The organism is Zavarzinia aquatilis, from assembly GCF_003173035.1.
GTDB lineage: Bacteria > Pseudomonadota > Alphaproteobacteria > Zavarziniales > Zavarziniaceae > Zavarzinia > Zavarzinia aquatilis.
The window spans coordinates 1-22,262 of sequence record NZ_QGLE01000020.1; the positions used below are offsets into that span (position 1 = coordinate 1).

A 22,262-nucleotide genomic window follows, 5' to 3' on the forward strand; every position below is an offset into this window, starting at 1 on the left:
AGCTCTCCCACGGTTGCAGCCAGAGGGCAGACGAGTGCCGGCCGCCTGTGATGGGACCGGCGGCCGCCGGTCCCATCACAACGTCAGTCTCGTCTACAACCAACGCCCTTTCCAGATACAAGGACGGGGGGGGAGAGCGATCGGCCCGGCGCGAAGGATTTTTCGATCGCCCTATTTTCGCCAGAGCGATCTGGCGCCATGCTTGCGCCGAACCGGGGCATGGCGGCATCCTCCTGCCCGTTCGCTTCGTCAATGCGAGGACCGTATGAACTTCCCGACCGGAACTCTGGCCTGTGCCGCCTTCTGCCTGGCGTCTTTCGCCGCCGCTGCCCAGACACCCGCTCCGGCCCCGGCCCCCGCGGCCGAGACGCCCGCGCCGGCCCCCGTCGCCCAGCCCGCGCCGACCCCGGCGGCCGAGCCGATCACGGTCGAATTGAACAAGCTGGAGCCGCAGGCGGGCGCCTGCCGGGTCTATCTGGTGATCGCCAATCCGGGCGGCCCCGATATCGCCGACCTGAAGCTCGATTTCATCCTGTTCAATCAGGATCAGGTGATCGAGAAGCGGGTCGCCGCCAGCCTCGCCCCGGTCGCCGCCGGCAAGACCACGGTGAAGCTGTTCGACATCGACGGTCAGGACTGTGCCCGCATCGGCAGCGTGCTGATCAACGACGTGATGAGCTGCGGCACCGCCGAAGGCGCCATAGCGGATTGCGCCAAGCGCATCACGCCCAGCAGCCGCACCGCCGCCAAACTGTTCAAATAGGCGATTTATCAAGGCGTTGCGCCGAATTCCCGGCGCAACGCCTATTTAACATATTTATTATGATATTTATCTTGTTGTCCAACGCGGCCTTGACCTTCGCATAGGCGCGGCGTATCACCATGTCCTTCTACATGGAACTGGTGGACATGAAGGTTTTGACGGCGAACAGGCTGGACGATGGCGCGGTCGTCTACATCGGCAAGGCGGCCCCCTGGGTCGAGGACCTGGCATCGGCCCTCGTCGCGGTCGATGCCGGCGCGGAAGGCCAGCTGACGGAAACCGCCGCCGCCGCCGTGAAGGCGCGCCGCGTCGTCGGCGCCTATCTGATGCCGGTCACGGTCGAGGATGGCCGGATCCTGCCCGCCAGCGTGCGCGAGCGGATCAGGGCCGCCGGCCCGTCCAATCGTCCCGACCTCGGCAAGCAGGCCCTCGCGCCTGCCCTGCCCCGCTGACGGAAGGCGCGCCCATGTATCGTTATGACGAATTCGATCAGCAGGCCGTCGACGAGCGCGTCGCCCAGTTCCGCGGTCAGGTCGGCCGCCGCCTGAAGGGCGAGCTGACCGAGGACCAGTTCAAGCCGCTGCGCCTGATGAACGGGCTCTATCTCCAGCTCCACGCCTATATGCTGCGGGTCGCCATTCCCTATGGCACGCTGTCGCCCCGGCAGATGCACATGCTGGCCCATATCGCCCGCAAGTACGACAAGGGCTATGGCCATTTCACCACGCGGCAGAACATCCAGTACAACTGGCCGCGCCTGGTCGACACGCCGGATATCCTCGCCGATCTCGCCACGGTCGAGATGCATGGCATCCAGACTTCGGGCAACTGCATCCGCAATGTGACCTCCGATCCCTTCGCCGGCGTCGCCGCGGGCGAGGTCGAGGACCCGCGCCCCTGGTGCGAGATCATCCGCCAGTGGTCGACCTTCCACCCGGAATTTTCCTATCTGCCGCGCAAGTTCAAGATCGCCGTCACCGGCAGCGAGCACGACCGCGCGGCGATCAAGCTGCACGACATTGGCATCCGCGTCGTCCGCAACGCGGAAGGCGAGACCGGCTTTGAATTCTGGGTCGGCGGCGGCATGGGCCGGACGCCGATCATCGCCAAGAAGATCAAGGATTTCGTGCCGAAGGCCGATCTCCTCGACTATGCGACGGCGTGCCTGCGCGTCTATAACGAGCTCGGCCGCCGCGACAATATCTACAAGGCGCGGATCAAGATTCTGGTCCATGAAATGGGGCTGGAGAAATATTCCGCCCTGGTCGACGCGGAATTCGCCCGCAGCCGGGGCACGGTGAAACTGCCGGACGCGGAAATCGCCCGCATCCAGGCCTATTTCGCCCCGCCCGCCTATGAAGCCCTGCCCGCGACCTCGACCGGTTTCGAGGCGCACAAGTTCGAGGACAAGGGCTTCCGCGCCTTCGTGCGCACCAATGTCCACGCCCACAAGGTGCCGGGCTATGCCATCGTCTCGGTCTCGCTGAAGGCGCCGGGCATCGCCCCGGGCGACGCCAGCGCCGACCAGATGGATGCCGTCGCCGATATCGCCGAGCGTTACTCGCTCGACGAATTGCGCGTCACCCACGAGCAGAACCTCGTCCTGCCCAATGTGAAGCTGGACGACCTCTACACTGTCTGGCAGCAGCTGTCGGCCGCCGGCCTCGCCAGCGCCAACATCGGCCTGATCTCGGACATCATCTGCTGCCCGGGTCTCGACTATTGCGATCTGGCCAATGCCCGCTCGATCTCCATCGCCGACGAATTGCAACAGCGGTTCGCCGACCTCGAGCGGCAATACGCCATCGGCAATCTGAAGATCAAGATGTCGGGCTGCATCAATGCCTGCGGCCATCATCATGTCGGCCATATCGGCATTCTCGGCGTCGACAAGCACGGCAAGGAGTTCTACCAGCTCCAGCTCGGCGGCTCGGGCGCGGAAGATGCCTCGATCGGCCAGGTCACCGGCACCGGCTTCCCGCCGGAGCGGATCGTCGGTGCGGTCGAGACCGTGATCGGAACCTATCTCTCCCTGCGTCACGGCGACGCCGAAACCTTCCTCGACTGCTATCGTCGGGTCGGCCTCGCCCCGTTCAAGGCTGCGCTTTATGAAGCTCGTTAAGAACGCCTCCCTCATCGCGGATGGCCGCAAGGCCAGTGTCGTCGAGAACGACTGGACCCTCGTCGACGACGACGCGGAACTGCCCGAGGGCAAGGCCGTCGTCGTCTCCCTCGCGAGGTTTCGGGCCGAGCGGGACAAGCTGGTCGGGCGTAACGCGCCGCTGGGTCTGCGCCTGAAGTCGAACGAGGCCCCGGCCAGCGTCGCCGACGATCTCGACCGCATCGCCCTCGTCGCCCTGGAATTCCCGATCTTCCGCGACGGCAGGGGTTATTCCCACGCGGTGCAGCTGCGCCAGCGGTTCGGCTTCGATGGCGAGGTCCGCGCCGTGGGTGACGTGCTGTGGGATCAGATCCCGCACATGATCCGCTGCGGCATCGACAGTTTCGAGGTCGGCGACGACTTCCCCCTCGCCGCCTTCGACGAGGCGGCGACGGTCTTCACCCGCCATTACCAGCCCGACACCACCGGCCGGCCCACCATCAACGAGCTGCGCCATGGCTGAGAAGGCGGCAGCTTCCGGCCTGCACCCCATCGTCTGGGGCAGCGGGCTGGTCTTTGTCGGCCTTGTCGTCTTGTGGTTGCTGCTTGTGTGACGAAAGGCGGCTATCCTGCCGCCACCATGCCGACTCTCCTCGTCCTCCTCGATATCGACGGAACGCTGATCCGCTCGACCGGACATGACGACGCCGCCCTCGCCGCCGCCTGGGCGGAGTTGCATGGTCACCAACTCGACACCGACTGGTCGCGCTACCGCACCTCGACCGACCGCGGCATCGCCCGCGAAATCCTCGGCCGGAAACTCGGCCGCGCGCCGACGGAAGACGAGATCGACGCCATCGAACGCGCGGTCCTGCGCCGCTATGACGCCGATCTGAAGCTGGAACAGGTGCCCGGCGCCGCGCGGCTGGTCGCCACCCTGCGCGCCCTGCCCGGGGTCGGCGTCGCCCTGGCCAGCGGCAGTTTCGCCGCCACCGCGCAGGAAAAATTGCGCGCCGCCCGCCTGCATGTCGCGCAGGTGCCAGCGGCCTTTTCCGACGATCACGACGAACGCGCCGGCATCATCGACGCCGCCAGTGCCCGCGCCGCCGCCGAACACGGCATCGACGAATTCGAAATCCGCGTCTATGTCGGCGACGGGGTCTGGGATGCCGCCGCCGCCCGCGCGCTCGGCATCGGCTTCGTCGGTGTCGGCAGCGGCGAACGGGCGGAGGCCCTGCGCGCCGCCGGGGCCCAGCGCGTGATCGAGGATTACGCCGACCTTGGCCATGCCCTCGATTCCATCTTCACCGCGGGTATCCTGGGCCTCGTGCCGTGAGCGGCTTTTCCGTGGCCCGCCTGCGCGCCGCCTATCCCATTCTGGCGCAAGACATCGCGCCGGGCGTGCCGCTCCACTATCTCGACAATGGCGCGACCGGGCAGATGCCACAGCCCGTGCTCGACGCCATCATCGCCCATGAGACGACGGCCAGGGCCAATGTGAAGCGCAGCGTCCATACCCTGGCCGAGCGCGCGACCAACGCCTATGACGACGCGCGGGATGCCGTCGCCGCCTATCTGAAGGTGCCGGCCCGCGAAGTGATCTTCACCGCCGGCTGCACGGCGGCGATCAATCTCGTGGCGCGCAGCCATGGCGACCTGCTGGCGCCGGGCGACGCCATCGCCGTCAGCGAACTGGAACATCACGCCAATCTCGTGCCCTGGCAGATGCTGGCGGCGCGGCGCGGCCTCACCCTCGTCCGCCTGCCCATGACGGCGGACGGCCGCCTCGACCGCGCCGCCCTGCCCCGGCTGATCGACAAACGGGTGAAGCTGGTCGCCGTTACCCATGCCTCCAATGTGACTGGCGCGATCACGCCCGTCGCCGAGGTCGCGGCCATCGCCCATGCGGCGGGCGCCCTGCTCCTCGTCGACGGGGCGCAGATGGCGCCCCACGGGCCGCTCGACCTGCCCGCCCTCGGCTGCGATTTCTATGTCCTGTCGGGCCACAAGCTGGGCGCGCCCAACGGGGTCGGCGTGCTGTGGGGCCGCTATCCCCTGCTCGACGCCATGGCGCCGCTCATGGGCGGGGGCGAGATGATCCGCAGCGTCACCTTCGAGACCTCGACCTACGCCCGGCCGCCCCAGCGGTTCGAGGCGGGCACGCCGCCCATCGCGCCCGCCGTCGGCCTTGGCGCCGCCTGCCGATTCCATGCCGCGCTCGACCATGACGCGGCGATGGCGCATCAGCTGGCGCTGACCGGCCGCCTGATCGAAGGCCTCGCGCGAATCGCCGGCAATCGCCTGCGCCTGATCGGGCCGGCGGGACTCGATGACCGGCTGCCCCTCGTCTCCTTCGTCATCGAGGGCACGCATCCCCACGATCTGTGCCAGATTCTGGACCGGCGCGGCGTGGCCTTGCGGGGCGGCCATCATTGTGCCCAGGTTCTGCACGCGGTCTATGGGGTCGCCGGCTCGGCCCGGGCCAGTCTCGCCCCTTTCAACGACGCGGGCGATATCGAAGCCTGCCTCGCCGGGATCGCGGATGCGATGAAGGTTCTGCTGTCATGAGCGACGAGCTTTATCCAAGGGACATGCTGCGCACGGCGAGCGACATCCGCTTCGCCGGCAGCCTGCCGGACGCGGGCGGCCACGCCACCCTGGACAATCCTTTCTGCGGCGACCGGGTCGGTTTCGACGTCACCCTGGCGGACGGGCGGATCAAGTCGCTGCGCCACCAGGTGAAGGCCTGCGTCATCTGTCAGGCCAGCGCCGCCCTCCTCTCGGCCGAAGCCGAAGGGCGGACGGCCGACGACATCCTCGACCTTGGCGACCGCCTGATGGCGGGCCTGAAGCAGGACGCGCGTCCCCTGCTGGCGGGCCATCCCGCCTTCGACCTGTTCACCGGCATCACCAGACACCGTGCGCGTTTCGCCTGCGTCCTGCTGCCTTTCGAGGCCCTGGAAGCGGCGACGCGCGAAGCCGAAAAGGCGACATCATGAACCTGCCCCGCCTTGCCCCCGGCGTCCGCCTGTCCTTCGACAAGCAGCGCGACGGCTGGATCCTTCAGGCGCCCGAGCGGATCGTCCAGCTCGACACCATCGGCGCCGCCGTCATCGCCCTCGTCGACGGCAAGACGCGGACCGAGGCCATCGTCACCGCCCTCGCCGCCGAATATGAGGCGCCGGAAGCCGAAATCGCGGGCGACGTCGCTGACCTGATCGCCGATCTCGCCACCCGGGGCCTGCTGGTCCTGCGCTGATGGAGCCGCTGCCCGTCATCGGCGATCTCGCCATTTCGCTCGGCTGCGGCGCCGTCATCGGTTTCGAGCGCGGCTGGTACCAGCGCGATCAGGCGGAGGGCACGCGCCCCGCCGGCATCCGCACCTTCAGCCTGATCGGCCTCATCGGCGGCATCGCGGGCCTTGCCGGCGGCAGCGCCGGCAGTCCCTGGCCCCTGGCCGCCGCGGTGATCGCGGTCGTCGTGCTGCTTGGTCTCGGCTATTGGCGAGCGGCGACCCATGACAACGATCTGAGCCTGACGACGGTGATCGCCGGCGTGCTGACCGTGCTGCTGGGCGGCATCGCCAGCATGGGCCATGCGCTGCCCGCCGCCATGGCCGCCGTGGTCGCGACCGCGATCCTGTCGGCGAAACCGGTCACCCATCGCCTGCTGCGCCGGGTCGAAGCGGTCGAGGTGGCGGCGGCGCTGCGCCTCCTGCTGATTTCCGTCGTCATCCTGCCCGTGCTGCCGAACGAGGGTTATGGCCCCTATCAGGCCCTGAACCCCTTCGAGCTGTGGCTGATGGTGGTGGCGATAGCCGGCCTGTCGTTCCTTGGCTATGTCGCGATCCGGCTGGGCGACAGCGGCCGGGGCGTGCTCTTCGCCGGGGTCTTCGGCGGCCTCGTGTCGTCGACCGCGACCACCCTCGCCCTGTCGCGCATGGCGGGACGGCAGGCGACGCTCGGCCCTGCCGCCGCCGCCGGTGCCGTCGCCGCCTGGGTGATCATGTGCGGGCGCATCGCCCTCGTTGCTTACGTCCTCGCGCCCGCCATCGGGCTTGCCGTGCTGCCGTCGATGGCGGCCATGGCACTGGTCGGCATTGCCCTCACCTTCTGGTTCCTGCGCCTGCGCGGGGGCGCGGAAGCGGTGCCGCCGCAGCCGCCAGGCAATCCGTTCGAGCTGATCAGCGCGCTCCGCTTCGCGGCGCTGCTCGCGGCGATCATGCTGGGCAGCCACTGGGTGCAGGCGCAGTTCGGCAATGCCGGGCTGGAGCTTCTCGCCGTGATCTCGGGCCTTGCCGATGTCGACGCCATTACCCTGTCGGTCGCCGGAGGCAAGGTCGGCGCCGGGGTCGGCGCCGACGAGGCGGCGAAGGTGATCCTGATCGCCGCCGTCACCAACACGCTGGTCAAGGCCGGGCTCGGCACCTATGCCGGCGGGCGCGCCGTCGCCACCCGCCTGATCCCGACCGCCGTCGTCATGAGCGCCGCCGGAGCGGCGCTGGTCTTGTTGTAAACGCGCCGCCGGAGCGGCGCTGGGCTTGCTGCAAACGCTCAGGCGGTCTCGGCGAAGAGTTCGCGGCCGATCAACATGCGGCGGATTTCACTGGTGCCGGCGCCGATCTCATAGAGCTTGGCGTCGCGCAGCAGGCGGCCCGTCGGGTAGTCGTTGATGTAACCGTTGCCGCCCAGGGTCTGGATCGCCTCGAGCGCCAGCTTGGTCGCGGCCTCGGCGGCGAAGAGGATGGCACCGGCCGCGTCCTTGCGGGTGACCTTGCCCCGGTCACAGGCCCGCGCCACGGCATAGACATAGGACCGCGCCGCGCCCAGCGTCACATACATGTCGGCCAGCTTGCCCTGCATCAGCTGGAATTCGCCGATCGCCTTGCCGAACTGCTTGCGCTCGTGGACATAGGGAATGACCACGTCGAGGCAGGCCTGCATGATGCCGAGGGGACCGGCCGAGAGCACCGCCCGCTCGTAATCGAGGCCAGACATCAGCACCTTCACGCCGCCGCCGAGGGTGCCGAGGATATTGTCCGCCGGCACTTCGCAATCCTCGAAGATCAGTTCGCCGGTATTGGAGCCGCGCATGCCGAGCTTGTCGAGCTTCGGCCCGACCGAGAAACCCTTCATGCCCTTCTCGATCAGGAAGGCGGTGATGCCCTTTGGCCCCGCCGAAGGATCGGTCTTGGCATAGACGACGAGGACATCGGCGTTCGGCCCGTTGGTGATCCAGAACTTCGAGCCGTTCAGGATGTAGCGGTCACCCTTCTTCTCCGCCTTCAGGCGCAGGGAAACCACGTCGGAACCGGCCCCGGCCTCCGACATGGCGAGGGCGCCGATCGAGGTTCCGGCGACAAGGCCCGGCAGATATTTCTGCTTCTGGCCCGGGTTGCCGTTCAGACGGATCTGGTTGACGCAGAGGTTGGAATGGGCGCCATAGGACAGGCCGACCGAGGCGGAACCCCGGCTGATCTCCTCCATCGCGACGACATGCTCGAGATAGCCGAGGCCCGAGCCGCCGAACTCTTCCTCGACCGTGATGCCGAGGACGCCGAGGTCGCCCAGCTTCGGCCAGAGGTCGGGCGGGAAATTATTCTCGCGGTCGATGTCGGCGGCGCGCGGCGTGATCTCGGCCGCGGTGAAGGCCGCGACCGACTGGCGCAACATGCGGATGTCTTCGCCCAGATCGTCGTCGAAATCGGGCAGCGGTCCTGTGTTCATCGTCTCTCCCCTGTGGTGATGGGCCCGACGGACCGGGCGGCGCAAGCCCGGGCCAGGGCAAAGGTGACGACGCAGCCGGCCAGATAGCCGGTCGCGACGTCGGAAGCGAAATGGTTGAGGTTCACCGCCCGCGCCACCGCCGGCAGCAGGGCGAGGCCGAGAAAGACGAGGCCGAAACGCGGCCAGATGCAGGCGAGCGCGGCGGCGAGGCTGGCGCTGGCCTGCGAATGGCCGGATGGAAAGGAATTCCAGTCCGGGTCGATGGCAAAGCCGCGAAAGCCATAGTCGCCCGTCGCCTCGTCCCCGACGAGAAGCCGGGGCCGCGCCCGCGCGAAGACGAGCTTCAGCACATTGACCACCCAGCCGCCCATGGCGATGGCGCCAATGACGAAAGCTGCCCGGATCGCCCAGTCATCCCGGCGCAGCAGGAGCGCGGCGACGAGCCAGACCGCCGCGACGCCGAACATCCAGCCCGAGCGGCCGACTTCGTTGATCGCGGTGAAGAACGCCTTGTCCGCCGAAGGCAGCGCCCAAAGCCAGAGCGCCAGGGGCCGGTCGACGAACAGCACCATCAGGATGACGCAGGCGGCGAAACCGAGGCTGAGTGGCCAGAAACGGACCAGCCCGCGCGCCGTCTCGACCAGCGTGTCCTGGGCGAGCGACCAGACGAGGCCGGCGATCCGCTTCCCCGTCATGGCACCCGGCGCAGGATGGCGATATCGACCGGTTTCCCGCGCGAGACATTGATGCCCTCGACATGGCCGAGGTCCGCCACCCCGGCGCCGCCGAGCGCGGCGTCGAAGGCGGCGCGCGAGCCCGCCTCGACCAGCGCGACGGCGCCCGGCCGGTCGCGGAAGACGGCGGCGGCCTCCTCCGGTGCGGTCATCAGGATGTCGGTCCTGGTCAGGAAGACGAGGCTCGGCTCGCTGTAGCCGACGGCGAGCAGGGTCGGCGCATCGGCGACGCCAAGGTCGGTCAGCCGCGCCGCCAGCGCGCGCGAGGGCCAGACGGCGTCGATCCCCGGCAGGATGAAGGCGAAAGCCGCGCCATAGAGGGCGGCGGCGCCGACCACCATGACCATGATCGCCCGCGCGATCCGGCCCCGATGTTCGAGCCAGAGGACGGAAGCCGTCGCCAGCACGGCGACAAGGGCGGCGCCGATGCCGGCCACGCTCGGCCCGCCGCCGAAGCGCCAGTCCAGCCCGGCAAGACCAAGGCCGAGCGCGAGGCCGACCCCGCCGAAGCCGGTCAGCACCAGCCCCCGCCAGACCTTGCCGAGGCGCGAAACCGGCCGGAACCCCGCGAGCGCGGCACCGGCGCCGAGCAGCAGCAGGGCGGGATCGCAGGGCAGCGTGTAATGCGGCAGCTTGGTCGGGAACAGCTCGAAGGCGATGAAGCTCGGCACCGCCCAGGCAAGGCAGAAGCGGACGAACGGCTGCCGCCGCTGTTGCCAGGCCCAGGGCAGCCCAAGGCCGACCAGAAGCGCGCCCGGCCACAGCATCCCGGTCATGGTCAGGAAGTAATAGCCGGGCGGCGCGCCGTGACTTTCCGCCCCGCCGGTCAGTTTGGTGGCAAGGTCGCCGCCGACCGAACTGGCCAGGAACTGGCCGTTGGAAATCAGGCTGATCGCGATCAGCCAGGGCAGCACGATGACCCCGACCAGCAAAAGACCCGAAACCGGCCGCAGCGCCCGGAGATAGGCCGCCGTCCGGCCAAGGCCCCGGTCGGCGACGGCGAGGCTGGCGACGGCGAGGCCCGCCACCATGGGCGTGATCGGCCCCTTGATCAGCACGCCGACGCCGAGAAACGCCCAGCCCGCGAGGGGCAGCAGCCAGGGCACCGCCCGTCCCGCGACGACACGGGCATAGACCGTGCCGAAAATGGCCAGCGCCCCGGTCGTCGCCATGAGAAGGCTGGCGTCGGTCTTGGCAAGGCGGGATTCGATATTGAGGACAAGGGCAGCCGCCAGCAGGGCCGAAGCGGCGAAGGCGACATCATCGCCCGCGAAGCGCCGGCCGAAGCCATAGAGCAGCAGGACGGCGCAAAGCCCGGCGAGGAAGGACGGCAGGCGGTAGACCCAGATCGGACTGTCCGCCCCCTCGCCCACCAGGGCGACGGCGGCCGATTGCAGCCAGTAGATGCCGACCGGCTTCTTGTAGCGCGGCACGTCCTGGAAGCGGATGTCGATGTAATTCCCGCTCTCGACCATCTGGCGCGAGGCCTGGGCGAAGCGCGATTCGTCGCGATCCGTCGGCGGCAGGCGATTGAGACCGGGCAGGAACATGGCGAGGCACAGGAGCACGAGCACCAGCCCCCGGACCACCCCCCCGGAGCGGGGGAGCGTCAGCTCACCGGGCGCCGCCGTCATCGCGCAGCCGGATCGGGAAGCGGGAGCGCCGGATCAGCCACCAGACGCCGAACAGATCGGTCGCGCCGACCAGCGCCCGGTCGAGGGTGCCGTATTTCGACGTCCCCTCTTCCCGCGCGCGGTGGCGGACGGGCACCGGCAGCACCCTGGCGCCATGGCGCCGGGCCAGCGCTGGCAGATAGCGGTGCATGTGGTCGAAATGCGGGAATTCCAGGAACAGGTCGCGGCGGAACATCTTCAGGCCGCAGCCCGTGTCCTTCACGCCATCGTGCAGAAGCTTCTGCCGCAGCCAGTTGGCGAAGCGGGAGGCATAGCGTTTCTGCCAGTTGTCGTTGCGCTTGATGCGCTCGCCCGCGATCAGGCCCGGCGCTTCCGGCCCGTTGGCGGCGGCCCACATGGCGGGCAGATCGGCGGGATCGTTCTGGCGGTCGCCGTCGAGCGTGCCGATCCAGCGCCCGCGCGCGGCGAGCACGCCCGAGCGGACCCCCATGCTCTGGCCATAGCGGCTGGCATGGCGGACGAGGCGCAGCTCTGGCGTGTCGCCCTGGCGCGCGATCAGCTTGGCCGCGGTATCGTCGTCCGAACCGTCGTCGACGAAAATCACTTCGAATTCGATGCCGACGGGCCGCAGGGCGGCCAGCACTTCGTCCAGCAAGGGGACGACATTGCCGGATTCGTTCAGCACGGGAATGACGATACTCAGATCCATGGCACTCTGCTTTCGGCCGGTCGTGGCCAAGGGTCTAGCCCGTCGGCCGCCATTTGTCATCCGTCACAGCAACAGGAGCGCGGCGAGCCCGAGGAAGGCGAAGAAACCGACGACATCGGTCACCGTGGTCACGAAGACGCCCGAGGCGACGGCAGGATCGACCCCCAGCCGGTCGAGGGTAACGGGGACGAGCACGCCCGCGAGGGCGGCGGCGATCATGTTGATGATCATGGACAGGCCGAAGACCGCGCCCAGCTCCCAGTCGCCGAACCAGGCGAAGCCGATCCCCCCGACGATGGCGGCGAAGACGAAGCCATTGATCGCCCCGACCATCGCTTCCTTGACGACGACACGGCGGGCGTTGGCGGCGGTCAGCTCACGCGTCGCCAGGGTACGGACGGCGACAGTCAGGGTCTGGGTCGCGGCATTGCCGCCCATGGAGGCGACGATGGGCATCAGCACCGCGAGGGCGACGATCTTCTCGATCGCGGCATCGAACATGCCGATGACGGCGGAGGCGAGAAAGGCCGTGCCCAGATTGACGAAGAGCCAGGAAAAGCGCGTGCGCGTCGTGGTCCAGACGGTTTCCTGAATGTCGGTCTCGGCGACGCCGCCGAGCAGCATGGCGTCTTCCTCGACCTCTTCCTCGATCACGTCGGCGACGTCATCGGCCATGATGACGCCGGCAAGGCGCCCATCCCGGTCGACCACGGCGGCCGACATCAGGCGATATTGCTGGAACAGGAAGGCGACTTCTTCCTGATCCATGTCGACGGGGACCAGATGTTCCGCCGGCTCCATGATCATGCCGATGGGCAGGTCGGCATTGGTGCGCAACATGCGGTCGAGCGGCAGGGTGCCGACGGGCCGGCGCTCGCCGTCGATGACGATGATTTCGTAGAACCGGTCGGGCAGGTCCGCCTCGCGGCGGAAATATTCGAGCGTGCGCCCGATCGACCAGAAATCGGCGACGGCGACGACGTCGCGCTGCATCAGCCGGCCGGCCGAATCCTCCGGATAGGCAAGGCCGGCCTGCAGCGCCTGCCGGTCCTCGGCCGGCAACTCGGCCAGAACCTCGCGCTGCTGTTCGTCGTCGAATTCGTTGAGGACATAGACCGCGTCGTCGGTCTCGAGCTGGCTGAGCGCAGCCGCCGCCTCGCGCGGGCCGATCAGGTCGAGGACTTCGGTCAGCACCGGCCCGTGCAACTCGGACAGGAGTTCGGGGTCGAGATCGCTGCCCAGGGCCTCGATCAGCAGACGTCGGCCGTCATGGCCGAGCTGTTCGATCAGGTCGGCGAGGTCGGCGACATGCAGCTCGCCCGCGCTCGCCCGGATCGCGTCGCGGTCTTCGGCGTCGAGGGCGGCCACGACATCGGCGTGCAGGTCCACCTCGAGGCCGGCGGACCTCTCCTCGGGCGACTCGCGCAGATGGGGTTCGACCATGATAGCCTCGATGTGGTCGGCCGGAAGGCGCCGACCCTAGTGCAGCATGACGGCCCGGAAAAGGGGCCGCAGGAAAATACCAGCCCAAGCGTTACATCGGCGTAACAGAGGCAGGACAGGACCGGACGATGGGCGCAAGGCCCGAGGCGACCACCGCGGGGGAAGATGACGCCGCCCTGATGGCCCGCATCGCGCTGGGCGACGAGCGGTCGTTCGCCCTGCTGATGGACCGGCACCTGTCGCGCGCCGTATCGCTGGCCCTGCGTGTCACCGGCAGAAGGGCCATCGCCGACGAGATCGCGCAGGAAGCCTTTCTTCGTGTCTGGACCCGTGCGGCCGACTGGCAGCCGACGGCGCGGGTCACGACCTGGCTGTGGCGGATCGTGATGAATCTCTCGCTCGATCATATGCGGAAAATCCGGCCGGGCGCGCTGGACGATGTTCCCGAGCCGGTCGATCCCGGCGAAAACCCCGAGGCGGCGACCCTGCGCGCCGCCCTTGGCCGCGCGCTCGATGCCGCGCTCGCCGGCCTGCCCGAGCGTCAGGGCCAGGCCGTGCGCCTGTGCCTGATCGACGGCTTCAGCCAGGGTGAAGCCTCGGCCGCGCTGGATATTACCGAAGGCGCCCTCGAATCCCTGCTGGTGAGGGCAAGGCGCGCGCTGCGCGCCAGCCTCGCCGCCTATGCCCCGGCGGAGGCAAGCTGATGACCAAGACCATGACCCCGACCCATTTCGCCAATGCGCTCGACCGCTATGGCCCCGACCTCGCCGACTGGCCGGCGCCCTCGGCGGCGGCGGGACGCGAGCTGCTGCGCCAGTCGGTCGCGGCGCAGGACACCCTGCGCGCGGCGGAGATCGCGGCAGGGGCCCTGCGCGCGCCCCTGCCCGATGTCACCGATCTGAAGTCCCGCATTCTGGCCGCCGCCCGGGTCTCGGGCCAGGCGATCCGCGACAATATCGTGCCCTTCCCGACCCGCCGGGTGCTGACGCCCGCCGTCTTCGCCCTCGCGGCCTCGCTGCTGGTCGGCATTTTCGCCGGCTGGACCGGCATGGTCGGCGATCCGCTGTCCGCGAGCTATGGCGACGACGCCCCGAGTTACGAAATTCAGGCCCTGACCGCCGGAGACAATTATGACAGTTGAGCGCCGCTGGATCATCGGCCTGATTGCCGCCCTGACCCTGTCGCTGGCGGGCAATCTGGTGATCGCCGGCATCGTCGTCGCCCGCCGCTTCGACAATCCGCCGCCGCCCTTCAGTTTCGAGACGCCTTCGGGGGCGGAAGGCATGTTCGGCGAACTCTCGCCCGATGGACGCGCCGCCGTCCGCGCCACCATGCGCGACGCAAGGCGCGACCTGAAGGATACCTACAAGGAAATGCGGGGCCTGCGTGCCCAGATCAGAGCCCTGCTCTATGCCGATGTCCTCGACCGGCCGGCGCTGGAAGCCGCGCTCGACAAGCTGACCGCCCTGTCGGCCAGCGTCCAGTCGCGGGTCCAGCATTCCTTCGTCGAGGCGGTCACGCATATGTCGGCCGAGGATCGCCGCCGCTTCACCCCGGCACGGCCGGAGCGCCCGCGCCGGCACGATGCCGGCGGCCCGCCGCCCGAGGCTCCGCCGCCGGGAGAGACGCCTCCGCCGGGGGACATGCCGCCACCGCCCGACGCGCCACCGCCCAACGCGCCACCTCCCGGCGCGCCACCGGCAACCGACCGGCCCTGATCAGCGGCGCTGGTCCTCGACGTGGCGGCGCCAGCGCGCCGCCTCGGCCGCCAGATTGGCGGCGACGGCATCATTGCCCAGCGCCTTTTCCGCCTTTTCGAGATCGCCGAGCGCGGTCAGGAAATCGTCGACGAGACCGAGGTTGCGCGTCTCGTTGACGAGGCTGCGCATACTCTCGACCGACGTCATCAGATGGGGATGGGCCTCGAGCGGCCGTCCGGCCGCGGCCAGCGCCCGGCCAAGGCGGTTGCAGGCCGCGGCGTGGGTGTTGAACAGAGCTGGCGGCAGCTTGCCCTCGAAGGCTTCGGCGAGGTCGCGCAGTTCGGCGATGCAGGTCGACAATTCGTCGATCGCCGCCTCGGTCTCGCCCAGGGCGAGATGGATGCGACCGAGGGCGTTGCGGGCGGAGGCAAGGCCGCCGCGCTGATCCGGCAGATCGCTGCGGCCGACAAGGCCGGCGCGGCGGGCGACCGCCTCGCCTTGCGCGTCGCGCGCCTCTTCCCGCCGGCCGAGGGTTTCGAGCGAGGCCGCGCGGGCCTGCGCCAGATCGGCGAGGAGCGGCGCGCCGAGACCCCGGCCGTCGCCCCGGGTGCCGGCGATCAGGGCCGAAACATCGGCGGCCCGCGTCACCGCCGCCTCATGCCCGCCCGAGGCCTGCAGCACACGCACGGAAAGGAAGCCCATGATGCCCTTCTCGATCGGATGGCCGTCGAGGGCACCGAGATTCCAGACCCGGTCGAGGTGATCCCGCGCCTCGCCCGCGAGGCGGCGCGCCATCAGGGCATCGACCAGCCGGCGGCTGCCGTCGAGCAGGCGCGCCACCGTCGCTTCGTCGGGCGAATCGCCGAGGGCGGCGATGGCGGTATCGACATTGGCCGTCAGCGTGGCCAGTTCGGGATCGACGGTGTCGGCGGACATTCTTTCCTCGTGTTTGCGCCCCTCTCGGGCTGCGGCACGGTAAAGGCTTGGCCGCCGGAGCGCGAGGCCTCAATATGCCGGCACGATTGCGAAGCGCCAAGCCGGGGACCGGGGGGTATGATCGAAGACCAACGCGCGCGGCGACGAGCGCTGCTGACGCGGCATTTCCTGCTGCGCGACGTGCCCGAGAAGGTTCTCGACGACCTGATCGCCTTTTCCAGCACCCACACCTATGCCGACGACCAGATCATCTTCGCCAAGGGCGACGACGGCGACGGGCTCTATGGCATTCTCGAAGGCCAGGTCCGCATCTTCGCGGGCGATGCCGAGGGGCGCGAAATCACCCTGAACATCCTCGGTGTCGGCGATCTCTTCGGCGAAATCGCCCTGATCGACGGCAAGTCGCGTTCGGCCGACGCCGCGGCCATCGGGCCGACCACCCTGTTCCACATGCCCCGGCGCCATTTCGTGCCCTATCTGCGGCAGAGCCCGGACCTGTGTTTCAGTCTCCTCGAAATCCTCTGCGCCCGGGTCCGCTGGACGTCGAGCGTGATCGAGGACCGGGCCTTCCTCGGTCTCGAGGCGCGGCTGGCGAAATGGCTGCTCAGCCTTGCCGAAAGCTCGGGCGAACGGGATGCGCGCGGCAAGGTCCGCCTGCGCATGAAATTGTCCCAACGCGAATTGGGCGCCCTCGTCGGCACCTCGCGCGAGGCGGTGAACAAGCAGTTCGCCCTGTGGCGGGACAATGGCCTCATCTCCATCGACAAGGGCGCGATCATCCTGAACGCGCCCGAGCAATTGCGCGACCTCGTCGATCTTGCCTGAACGCGGCCCCATGACGCCTGAAACCGTCGACGACATCCTGGCCGAGGTCCGCGCCGCCCGGAAACGCGGCGAATTGTTCGAGGCCTTCGACCGCGCCCGCGTTGCCATCGAGGAAACCGGGCCGGATGCCCGCCTCGCCTATGAGGCGGTGCTGTGCCTTGCCCGCGCGGGGGCGAGCGAACTCGCCCACCGGCGCTATGCCGAATATGGCCTCGATCCCGATCTCGGTCTCGATTACGCCACCCTGCTCGGCCGGATCGAGAAGGACGAGGCCCTCGCCCTCTCCGGCCCCGCGCGGGTGGAGAAACTGCTGGAGGCGGCGGGCACCTATCGCGCGGCCTATGTCCGCTACCCCGACTATTATCCCGCGATCAACGCGGCGACGCTCTATCTCCTCGCCGGGGACGAGGCGAACGCCCGGGAATTCGCCCTGATCGCCCGCCGGCACCTCGAAGGCGTCGTCGACGGCGCGGCACGGCCGGCCAGCTTCTGGGACCTTGCCACCGCCGCCGAGGCCGCGCTCATCCTCGGCGAGGAGGACGCGGCGCGACAGGCGGTGCGCGACGCCATGGCGGTTTCCGACCTCGATGTGACGGGTGTTGCATCCACGCGGCGGCAATTGCGGCTGATTATCGCCGAACGCAATCTGGACCCGACGATTCTGGACCCGATGACGCCGCCGACGGTCGCCCATTACACCGGACACCGCCTCACCCCCTGGGGCCGGCCCGGTCGCTTTCCCGCCACCATGGAACAGGCCGTGGCGGCGGATATCCGCGCGGCTGTCGCCCGCCACGACATCCGCTTCGGCTATGGCTCCCTCGCCTCGGGCGCCGACATCCTCTTCGCCGAGGCGATCCTCGACGCGGGCGGTGAGGTTCACGCCGTTCTGCCCTTCGCCTATGAGGATTTCGTCCGCATTTCCGTGGCCGATTCCGGACCCGACTGGGTCGAGCGGTTCGAGCGCCTGATCCATCATCCTCGGATGCGGATTTCCCTCGCGACCTTCGATCCCTTCCTCGGCGACGACGAGATTTTCGGTTACGCCGCGCGTTATGCCATGGGCCTCGCCGTCATCCGCGCCGACATGATCGGCGGCCCCGCCGTGCAGCTCGCGGTCTGGGACGGCGTCGGCGGCGCCGGGGTCGCGGGCACCGCGGCCGATGTCGCCTTCTGGCGCGACGACATGCAGCGCGACGGCGAGGTGATCTGGCCCGCCGGCGCGCCCGCGGGCGCCGCCGTGACCCCCGGCGTCGCCGCGCCGCCTGCCCAGGCGAGGCCCGAGGATGCCGTGCAGGCGCCGCACCGCGTGCTGCGCGCCCTGCTGTTCTGCGACGTCAAGGGTTTCTCCAAGCTGAACGACGTCAGCATTCCGGTGTTCTTCCGCGAAGTCATGGGGGCGCTCGCCCGGGCGACCCGGCGCCACCGGGATTCGATCCTGTTCAAGAACACCTGGGGCGACGCGATCCACACGATCATGCGCGATGCCCCCTCGGCCGCCGCCCTCGCCCTCGACCTGCAGGAGGAAATGGGGCGGATCGACCTCGCCGGCCTCGGCCTGCCCGAAGGCCTCGCGCTGCGGGTCGGCGGCCATGTCGGCCCGATCTATTCGAGCTGGGACAATGTGCTCGAGGAAGAGACGTTCTACGGCGCGCAGGTAACGCGCTGCGCCCGCATCGAGCCGATCGCCTTCACCGGCAAGGTCTTCGTCTCGGAAGCCTTCGCCGCCGAACTCGCCCTGACCTCGCCCGACTTCAGCTCGGAATATGTCGGCACCATCCCGACGGCGAAGCAGTTCGGTCGGATGCCGATGTATTTGCTGCGCAAGCGCGGTTAGCCGACCCCGGCGTAACCCGCGAGGCGGCGCAGTTCGGCGAGGAATTCGGTCTCGGCCCGTTTGGCCGGCCAGGGCGTGAGTTGACGATCGAGCGGCGGCTCGACCATGCCGAAGGTGGTGGGGTCGAGCGCCTCGGCGAGGGTGAGGCCGACGAGCTGCACCGCCTCCGTCGTCGCGAGGGCGCGGTCCGCCTTCTTGATCCGCTTCGCCATGTCGGGCGGCAAGGGATGGGCAAGGCCATAACGCAGGTGGATCGCCCGCTGTACCCCGTCCTCCAGCCGGCGCCAGTCGGGGCCGAGCACGGGTTTCAGCGGCGTGATCACATCCATGCCCAGCAGCCCCTCCGCCCCGTCATGAAGCAGGGTGGCGAGTTCGAGCTTGATCGACAGGCGCGACACAGGCGTGCGGCGGCGGATTTCGGCGAGAACATCGAGGCTGTGCTGGGCGACGGAATAGGCGAATTCACCCTTGGTCGCGCCATTCCAGCGCGCCACCCGCGACAGGCCGAGGGCGATATCCGTATCCTCGAAATCGAAGGGTGACGGATTTGCAAGGTCGAGGCGACGGCCCGACAGGAACCGCTGCCACACGCGATGTTCGTTCATGGAAAGGACCGGCGCAAAACCAAACAGGGCGACACTTAACCGTGTCGCCCTGCGAGGAGCAAGCCGGGAGCGGCCCGGGCTATCAGCGACGGCGGCCGAGGAAGACGTTGATCTCGCCGACGATGCCACGGCGGAACACGAGCACGCAGACGACGAAGACGACACCGATCACCATGGTGACCGGCAGGCCCGAGGTCGCGAGATAATTCTCGAGCCCCACGACAAGCGCGCCACCCACCGCCGGGCCGACCAGGGTGCCGACACCGCCGAGCAGGGTCATCAGGATGACTTCGCCCGACATCTGCCACTGCACGTCGGTCAGCGAGGCAAGCTGCACCGCGATCGCCTTGGTGCCACCGGCGACGCCGGTCAGCGCGGCGGACAGGGCAAAGGCCATGACCTTGAAGCGGTTGACCTGATAGCCGAGGGAGATGGCCCGCGGCTCGTTCTCGCGGATCGCCTTCAGGACGGCGCCGTAAGGCGAGTTCACGATACGCCAGATCAGGGCGAAGCCGATCAGGAACACCGCCAGCACGAAGTAATACATCGTCAGCGAGTCTTCGAGGCTGATCAGGCCGAACAGCCTGCCGCGCGGCACGCCCTGCAGGCCATCCTCGCCGCCCGTGATCGAGCCGGCCTGGATCGCGAAGAAGAACACCATCTGCGAGATCGCAAGGGTGATCATGGCGAAATAGATGCCCTGACGCCGGATCGCGATGGCGCCGATGACAAGGCCCATCAGACCGCCGATCAGGCCGCCGAACAGGATCGCCAGCTCAGGCGTGAGGCCCCAGACCTTGGCGGCGTAGCCCGAGGCATAGGCGGCGGTGCCGAAGAAGGCGGCATGGCCGAAGGACAGCAGGCCAACGAAGCCGAGCATCAGGTTGAAGGCGCAGGCGAAGAGCGCGAAGCAGAGCGCCTTCATCAGGAAGCCCGGATAGGCAACGAAGGGCGCGACCAGCAGGGCGACGATCAGCACGGCGCCGATGATCAGACGGGTGGAGCCGGTGAAGCGGCCGGAGACCGTGCCGCTGGGGCGGATGGACTTGACGACGGCCATGATCAGCGCTCCCGTCCGAAGAGGCCGGCAGGGCGCAGCAGCAGCACCACCACCATGATGAGGAAGACGACGATGTTCGAGGCTTCAGGCAGGAAGACCTTGGTCAGGCCTTCCATCAGGCCGAGCAGATAGCCCGAGGCGACGGCGCCGAAGATCGAGCCCATGCCGCCGATGACGACAACCGCGAAGACGACGATGATGAGATTGGAGCCCATCAGCGGATTGACCGAATAGATCGGCGCCGCCATCACCCCGGCGAGACCGGCAAGCGCGACACCCGTACCATAGGTCATGGTGATCATGACCGGCACATTGATGCCGAAGGCCTGCACCAGTTTCGGATTCTCGGTCGCGGCGCGCAGATACGAGCCGAGGCGCGTCTTTTCGATCGCGTACCAGGTCGCGACGCAGACCACGATGGACAGGGCGACGACCCAGCCACGATAGAAGGGCAGGAACATGAAGCCGAGGTTGGTGCCGCCGTTGAGCGCGGCGGGCACCGGATAGGACTGGCCCGAGACACCATATTGATACTTGAAGCCGCCTTCGAGAATGAGGGCGAGCCCGAAGGTGAGCAGCAGACCATAGAGGTGATCGAGCTTGTAGAGATGCCGCAGCATCGTCTTTTCGATCACGAGCCCCAGAATACCGACGACGACGGGGGTGATGATCAACGCCCCCCAGTAGCCGATACCCGCATATTGCAGCAGGTACCAGGCCACGAAGGCGCCAACCATGTAGAGAGCGCCATGGGCGAAGTTGATCACATTCAACATGCCGAAGATCACGGCGAGCCCGAGACTCAGCAAGGCATAGAAGGAGCCGTTGATGAGCCCGAGCAGGAGCTGGCCGAAAAGGGCCTGAGGTGGAATGCCGAGAAGTTCGAACATTGGGGAACCGATCCGTCGTCGTCAGTGAGGCGAGGGCAGGCAGTTACTGCGAAAGGGCGCAGCCGGACTTCGCCGGGTCCTGGAACGCCTGGGCGCCCGGCACCGTCTTCACCAGCTTGTAAAGGTCCCATTCGCCAGTGGATTCCGAAGGCTTCTTCACTTCCATGAGATACATGTCGTGAATGACGCGGCCGTTCGGGGCGATCTTGCCGTCGTGGATGACGGCGTCCTTCACCGGCATTTCCTTCATCTTGGCGGCGACCGTCTTGCCATCATCGGTGCCGGCGGCTTCGACCGCCTTCAGATAGTGCAGGGTGGCCGAATAGTCGGCGGCCTGAACCATGGTCGGCATCTTGCCGAACTTCTCGAAGAACTTCTTCGAGAAGGAGCGGGTCTCGTCATCGAGATCCCAGTAGAAGCCGGTGGTGACGAGGAGGCCCTGGCCGAGCTCGAGACCGATCGAGTGGATGTCCGACAGGAAGGCGAGCAGCGCGACCAGCTTCTGGCCACCGGCGACGAGGCCGAATTCCGCCGCCTGCTTCACCGAATTGATCGTGTCCTGGCCGGCGTTGGCGAGGGCGACGACCTTGGCGCCCGAGGACTGCGCCTGCAGGAGGAAGGACGACAGGTCGGCCGAGGGGAACGGATGGCGGACCGAGCCGACCACCTTGGCGCCGAGTTCGCCCAGAACCGCGGTGGCGTCAGCCTCGAGGCTGTGACCGAAGGCGTAATCCGCCGTGATGATGAACCACGAATCGCCGCCATCGGCGACCACCGACGGCGGGGTCACATGGGCGAGCGAATAGGTGTCATAGATCCAGTGGAACGACGTCGCGGTGCATTCCTTCTGGGTCAGGCGCACGGTGGCCGCGCCGGAATTGATGGTGACGATGCCCTTCTCGCCGCCAACGCCCTGCACGCCGAGACCGACCGAGGAGGTGACGAGGTCGACGATGGTGTCCGCGCCCTTGGTGTCGATCCATTCGCGGGCGATGTTCACCGCGATGTCGGCCTTGTTCTGGTGGTCGGCGGTCAGGATCTCGATCGGCTTGCCGAGGACCTTGCCGCCGTAATCGGCGACCGCCATCTCGACGGCGACGATCGAGCCCTTGCCCGCCACGTCGGCATAGACGCCCGACAGGTCAGTCAGCACGCCAATGACGACCTTGTCGCCCGACAGGCCTTCCGCGAGGGCGGCGCCGGTCAGCATGGTCGAAAGGGCGACACCCGCGAGTAGAGACTTCTTGAACATGACTTCCTCCCGAGAAAGGCCGGCGGTTCTCTCGCTCCGGCCCGAAT

Annotated in this window: 24 protein-coding genes; 14 read left to right on the forward strand and 10 right to left on the reverse strand. The window is 68.2% G+C overall.

Annotated elements, in window-relative coordinates:
• The first annotated feature begins 265 nt into the window (after window positions 1–265).
• From DKG74_RS20340 to DKG74_RS20380, 9 genes are all read left to right on the forward strand, one after another.
• Entirely contained in the window at window positions 266–763 is a 498-nt protein-coding gene (locus DKG74_RS20340; RefSeq protein WP_165837790.1) for a Tat pathway signal sequence domain protein, read from the forward strand.
• A gap of 119 nt (window positions 764–882) precedes the next feature.
• On the forward strand, window positions 883–1,215 hold the full coding sequence (locus DKG74_RS20345; protein ID WP_207779445.1) for a DUF2849 domain-containing protein: 333 nt from the start codon (window positions 883–885) through the stop codon (window positions 1,213–1,215).
• A gap of 14 nt (window positions 1,216–1,229) precedes the next feature.
• A complete protein-coding gene (locus DKG74_RS20350) occupies window positions 1,230–2,885 on the forward strand; it encodes a nitrite/sulfite reductase (protein ID WP_109908018.1) in 1,656 nt (551 codons plus the stop codon).
• Entirely contained in the window at window positions 2,872–3,387 is a 516-nt protein-coding gene (locus tag DKG74_RS20355) for a DUF934 domain-containing protein (RefSeq protein ID WP_109908019.1), read from the forward strand. The genes DKG74_RS20350 and DKG74_RS20355 overlap by 14 nt, the downstream gene beginning before the upstream one ends.
• A gap of 117 nt (window positions 3,388–3,504) precedes the next feature.
• Entirely contained in the window at window positions 3,505–4,200 is a 696-nt protein-coding gene (locus tag DKG74_RS20360; RefSeq protein ID WP_133251660.1) for an HAD family hydrolase, read from the forward strand.
• Window positions 4,197–5,432, forward strand: coding sequence for an aminotransferase class V-fold PLP-dependent enzyme (locus DKG74_RS20365; protein WP_109908021.1), 1,236 nt, complete (start codon window positions 4,197–4,199; stop codon window positions 5,430–5,432). Before DKG74_RS20360 ends, DKG74_RS20365 begins: the two co-directional genes overlap by 4 nt.
• Window positions 5,429–5,863 carry an iron-sulfur cluster assembly scaffold protein gene (locus tag DKG74_RS20370; RefSeq protein WP_109908022.1) on the forward strand — a complete coding sequence of 145 codons (435 nt, stop codon included), beginning with the start codon at window positions 5,429–5,431 and terminating at the stop codon, window positions 5,861–5,863. Before DKG74_RS20365 ends, DKG74_RS20370 begins: the two co-directional genes overlap by 4 nt.
• A complete protein-coding gene (gene pqqD, locus DKG74_RS20375) occupies window positions 5,860–6,123 on the forward strand; it encodes a pyrroloquinoline quinone biosynthesis peptide chaperone PqqD (protein WP_109908023.1) in 264 nt (87 codons plus the stop codon). Before DKG74_RS20370 ends, pqqD begins: the two co-directional genes overlap by 4 nt.
• A complete protein-coding gene (locus DKG74_RS20380; protein ID WP_109908024.1) occupies window positions 6,123–7,379 on the forward strand; it encodes an MgtC/SapB family protein in 1,257 nt (418 codons plus the stop codon). The genes pqqD and DKG74_RS20380 overlap by 1 nt, the downstream gene beginning before the upstream one ends.
• Before the next feature lie 38 nt (window positions 7,380–7,417).
• Here the strand turns inward: DKG74_RS20380 and DKG74_RS20385 are convergent, their stop codons facing one another.
• The 5 genes from DKG74_RS20385 to mgtE form a co-directional block, all read right to left on the reverse strand.
• On the reverse strand, window positions 7,418–8,590 hold the full coding sequence (locus DKG74_RS20385) for an isovaleryl-CoA dehydrogenase (RefSeq protein WP_109908025.1): 1,173 nt from the start codon (window positions 8,588–8,590) through the stop codon (window positions 7,418–7,420).
• Window positions 8,587–9,285, reverse strand: a complete 699-nt coding sequence (locus DKG74_RS20390; RefSeq protein WP_109908026.1) for a phosphatase PAP2 family protein — start codon at window positions 9,283–9,285, stop codon at window positions 8,587–8,589. Before DKG74_RS20390 ends, DKG74_RS20385 begins: the two co-directional genes overlap by 4 nt.
• Window positions 9,282–10,898 (reverse strand): ArnT family glycosyltransferase, encoded by a 1,617-nt coding sequence (locus DKG74_RS20395; RefSeq protein WP_165837791.1) that lies wholly within the window; start codon window positions 10,896–10,898, stop codon window positions 9,282–9,284. The genes DKG74_RS20390 and DKG74_RS20395 overlap by 4 nt, the downstream gene beginning before the upstream one ends.
• 40 nt (window positions 10,899–10,938) lie before the next feature.
• The gene (locus DKG74_RS20400; protein ID WP_207779446.1) at window positions 10,939–11,667 is read right to left on the reverse strand and encodes a glycosyltransferase family 2 protein; all 729 of its coding nucleotides are present in this window, start codon (window positions 11,665–11,667) and stop codon (window positions 10,939–10,941) included.
• Between the two features lie 63 nt (window positions 11,668–11,730).
• Window positions 11,731–13,110, reverse strand: coding sequence for a magnesium transporter (gene mgtE, locus DKG74_RS20405; RefSeq protein WP_109908029.1), 1,380 nt, complete (start codon window positions 13,108–13,110; stop codon window positions 11,731–11,733).
• A gap of 128 nt (window positions 13,111–13,238) precedes the next feature.
• On the opposite strand from mgtE, the gene DKG74_RS20410 reads away from it, so the two are divergent.
• From DKG74_RS20410 to DKG74_RS20420, 3 genes are read left to right on the forward strand one after another with little or no spacing between them, the layout of a single operon-like run.
• On the forward strand, window positions 13,239–13,814 hold the full coding sequence (locus DKG74_RS20410) for a sigma-70 family RNA polymerase sigma factor (protein WP_109908030.1): 576 nt from the start codon (window positions 13,239–13,241) through the stop codon (window positions 13,812–13,814).
• Window positions 13,814–14,251 (forward strand): hypothetical protein, encoded by a 438-nt coding sequence (locus DKG74_RS20415; RefSeq protein WP_109908031.1) that lies wholly within the window; start codon window positions 13,814–13,816, stop codon window positions 14,249–14,251. The genes DKG74_RS20410 and DKG74_RS20415 overlap by 1 nt, the downstream gene beginning before the upstream one ends.
• On the forward strand, window positions 14,241–14,828 hold the full coding sequence (locus tag DKG74_RS20420; RefSeq protein WP_109908032.1) for a periplasmic heavy metal sensor: 588 nt from the start codon (window positions 14,241–14,243) through the stop codon (window positions 14,826–14,828). The genes DKG74_RS20415 and DKG74_RS20420 overlap by 11 nt, the downstream gene beginning before the upstream one ends.
• Here the strand turns inward: DKG74_RS20420 and DKG74_RS20425 are convergent, their stop codons facing one another.
• Window positions 14,829–15,746: a hypothetical protein gene (locus tag DKG74_RS20425; RefSeq protein ID WP_109908033.1), complete on the reverse strand. Its 918-nt coding sequence runs from the start codon at window positions 15,744–15,746 to the stop codon at window positions 14,829–14,831. It abuts the gene before it with no gap.
• Between the two features lie 117 nt (window positions 15,747–15,863).
• Here DKG74_RS20425 and DKG74_RS20430 point away from each other — a divergent pair, with 117 nt between their 5' ends.
• The gene (locus DKG74_RS20430; protein ID WP_109908034.1) at window positions 15,864–16,571 is read left to right on the forward strand and encodes a Crp/Fnr family transcriptional regulator; all 708 of its coding nucleotides are present in this window, start codon (window positions 15,864–15,866) and stop codon (window positions 16,569–16,571) included.
• A gap of 10 nt (window positions 16,572–16,581) precedes the next feature.
• Entirely contained in the window at window positions 16,582–18,408 is a 1,827-nt protein-coding gene (locus tag DKG74_RS20435) for a TRAFs-binding domain-containing protein (RefSeq protein ID WP_109908035.1), read from the forward strand.
• Here the strand turns inward: DKG74_RS20435 and DKG74_RS20440 are convergent.
• From DKG74_RS20440 to DKG74_RS20455, 4 genes are all read right to left on the reverse strand, one after another.
• Window positions 18,405–19,013 carry a hydrolase gene (locus DKG74_RS20440; protein WP_109908036.1) on the reverse strand — a complete coding sequence of 203 codons (609 nt, stop codon included), beginning with the start codon at window positions 19,011–19,013 and terminating at the stop codon, window positions 18,405–18,407. The genes DKG74_RS20435 and DKG74_RS20440 overlap by 4 nt on opposite strands.
• An 82-nt stretch (window positions 19,014–19,095) precedes the next feature.
• Window positions 19,096–20,073 carry a branched-chain amino acid ABC transporter permease gene (locus tag DKG74_RS20445; protein WP_109908037.1) on the reverse strand — a complete coding sequence of 326 codons (978 nt, stop codon included), beginning with the start codon at window positions 20,071–20,073 and terminating at the stop codon, window positions 19,096–19,098.
• A gap of 2 nt (window positions 20,074–20,075) precedes the next feature.
• On the reverse strand, window positions 20,076–20,963 hold the full coding sequence (locus DKG74_RS20450; RefSeq protein ID WP_109908038.1) for a branched-chain amino acid ABC transporter permease: 888 nt from the start codon (window positions 20,961–20,963) through the stop codon (window positions 20,076–20,078).
• 43 nt (window positions 20,964–21,006) lie between these two features.
• On the reverse strand, window positions 21,007–22,215 hold the full coding sequence (locus DKG74_RS20455) for an ABC transporter substrate-binding protein (protein ID WP_109908039.1): 1,209 nt from the start codon (window positions 22,213–22,215) through the stop codon (window positions 21,007–21,009).
• Between the last annotated feature and the right edge of the window lie 47 nt (window positions 22,216–22,262).

What these genes read in the sequence shown, in the direction of transcription:
- DKG74_RS20445 (WP_109908037.1), bottom strand. Translation starts at nt 20,073, where the DNA reads ATGGCCGTCGTCAAGTCCATCCGCCCCAGCGGCACGGTCTCCGGCCGC.
- DKG74_RS20435 (WP_109908035.1), top strand. Translation starts at nt 16,582, where the DNA reads ATGACGCCTGAAACCGTCGACGACATCCTGGCCGAGGTCCGCGCCGCC.
- DKG74_RS20390 (WP_109908026.1), bottom strand. Translation starts at nt 9,285, where the DNA reads ATGACGGGGAAGCGGATCGCCGGCCTCGTCTGGTCGCTCGCCCAGGAC.
- DKG74_RS20455 (WP_109908039.1), bottom strand. Translation starts at nt 22,215, where the DNA reads ATGTTCAAGAAGTCTCTACTCGCGGGTGTCGCCCTTTCGACCATGCTG.
- DKG74_RS20430 (WP_109908034.1), top strand. Translation starts at nt 15,864, where the DNA reads ATGATCGAAGACCAACGCGCGCGGCGACGAGCGCTGCTGACGCGGCAT.
- DKG74_RS20360 (WP_133251660.1), top strand. Translation starts at nt 3,505, where the DNA reads ATGCCGACTCTCCTCGTCCTCCTCGATATCGACGGAACGCTGATCCGC.
- DKG74_RS20345 (WP_207779445.1), top strand. Translation starts at nt 883, where the DNA reads ATGTCCTTCTACATGGAACTGGTGGACATGAAGGTTTTGACGGCGAAC.
- DKG74_RS20450 (WP_109908038.1), bottom strand. Translation starts at nt 20,963, where the DNA reads ATGTTCGAACTTCTCGGCATTCCACCTCAGGCCCTTTTCGGCCAGCTC.
- DKG74_RS20440 (WP_109908036.1), bottom strand. Translation starts at nt 19,013, where the DNA reads ATGAACGAACATCGCGTGTGGCAGCGGTTCCTGTCGGGCCGTCGCCTC.
- mgtE (WP_109908029.1), bottom strand. Translation starts at nt 13,110, where the DNA reads ATGGTCGAACCCCATCTGCGCGAGTCGCCCGAGGAGAGGTCCGCCGGC.
- DKG74_RS20400 (WP_207779446.1), bottom strand. Translation starts at nt 11,667, where the DNA reads ATGGATCTGAGTATCGTCATTCCCGTGCTGAACGAATCCGGCAATGTC.
- DKG74_RS20350 (WP_109908018.1), top strand. Translation starts at nt 1,230, where the DNA reads ATGTATCGTTATGACGAATTCGATCAGCAGGCCGTCGACGAGCGCGTC.
- DKG74_RS20355 (WP_109908019.1), top strand. Translation starts at nt 2,872, where the DNA reads ATGAAGCTCGTTAAGAACGCCTCCCTCATCGCGGATGGCCGCAAGGCC.
- DKG74_RS20385 (WP_109908025.1), bottom strand. Translation starts at nt 8,590, where the DNA reads ATGAACACAGGACCGCTGCCCGATTTCGACGACGATCTGGGCGAAGAC.
- DKG74_RS20415 (WP_109908031.1), top strand. Translation starts at nt 13,814, where the DNA reads ATGACCAAGACCATGACCCCGACCCATTTCGCCAATGCGCTCGACCGC.
- DKG74_RS20425 (WP_109908033.1), bottom strand. Translation starts at nt 15,746, where the DNA reads ATGTCCGCCGACACCGTCGATCCCGAACTGGCCACGCTGACGGCCAAT.
- pqqD (WP_109908023.1), top strand. Translation starts at nt 5,860, where the DNA reads ATGAACCTGCCCCGCCTTGCCCCCGGCGTCCGCCTGTCCTTCGACAAG.
- DKG74_RS20380 (WP_109908024.1), top strand. Translation starts at nt 6,123, where the DNA reads ATGGAGCCGCTGCCCGTCATCGGCGATCTCGCCATTTCGCTCGGCTGC.
- DKG74_RS20340 (WP_165837790.1), top strand. Translation starts at nt 266, where the DNA reads ATGAACTTCCCGACCGGAACTCTGGCCTGTGCCGCCTTCTGCCTGGCG.
- DKG74_RS20410 (WP_109908030.1), top strand. Translation starts at nt 13,239, where the DNA reads ATGGGCGCAAGGCCCGAGGCGACCACCGCGGGGGAAGATGACGCCGCC.
- DKG74_RS20370 (WP_109908022.1), top strand. Translation starts at nt 5,429, where the DNA reads ATGAGCGACGAGCTTTATCCAAGGGACATGCTGCGCACGGCGAGCGAC.
- DKG74_RS20420 (WP_109908032.1), top strand. Translation starts at nt 14,241, where the DNA reads ATGACAGTTGAGCGCCGCTGGATCATCGGCCTGATTGCCGCCCTGACC.